Annotated in this window: 1 protein-coding gene; it reads right to left on the minus strand. The window is 61.9% G+C overall.

Annotated features, from left to right (window positions below; genetic code table 11):
- On the minus strand, positions 1–758 hold a 758-nt coding region (locus tag AC1DB1_RS19455), incomplete at both ends, for a glycosyltransferase (protein ID WP_477202016.1).

The raw sequence follows: 758 nt of genomic DNA on the forward strand, positions 1-758 counted from the left end.
GTCACAAAGAAGAACGCCAACAGGGGCGCATGGCCCAACATCCAGGGCAGCATCCGCAACGTGTTGTACTGCGACCCGCGCGCCCACCGCAACTGCTGCTTGAACAGCTTCTTCACCTTCAACGGCGCATCCGTGAACACCAACGACGTGTGCTGGTAGACGGTGCGGTAGCCCTCYTTCAACGTCAGGTTCGTCAACGTCCGATCATCGGACACCTCCAGGAACACGCCCAARAACTTCTCCGTCATGAACTTGTCCATCACCCGCATCAGAATCGACCGGCGGAACGCGATCGTCCGACCCGGCAAACACCCGATCTGGCCCACCACCGACTGCGCCGGCATCGAATACAACGCCCGCGAATTCTCCAACCAATCCGCCCACCGRGTGATCCACGACCGTTCCGGCTCCAGGATCCGCTGCTTCGTCGTCACCCCACCRACCCGCTCATCCGCGAACGGCTTCACCAACTCGCTCAACGTGTCCGCCGTCCACACCGTGTCCGAATCCACCAACACGGTCACATCCCCCGTCGACATCTTCGTCCCGATCATCACCGCGTTCCGCTTCCCCGGAATCGGCGTATGCGTCCACCGCACCAACGGGGCGAACTCCTCACACACCCCCACCAGACCCGGGTTCGGCGCCCCATTGATCACCACGATGATCTCCCCCGGACGCTGCTCCACCATCCGCCCCAACACATCACGGAACAACTCCAGAGGCTCATCCACCACCGGAACCACCACACTCGTCGA

It is taken from the genome of Leifsonia sp. 10N434 (genome assembly GCF_056394405.1).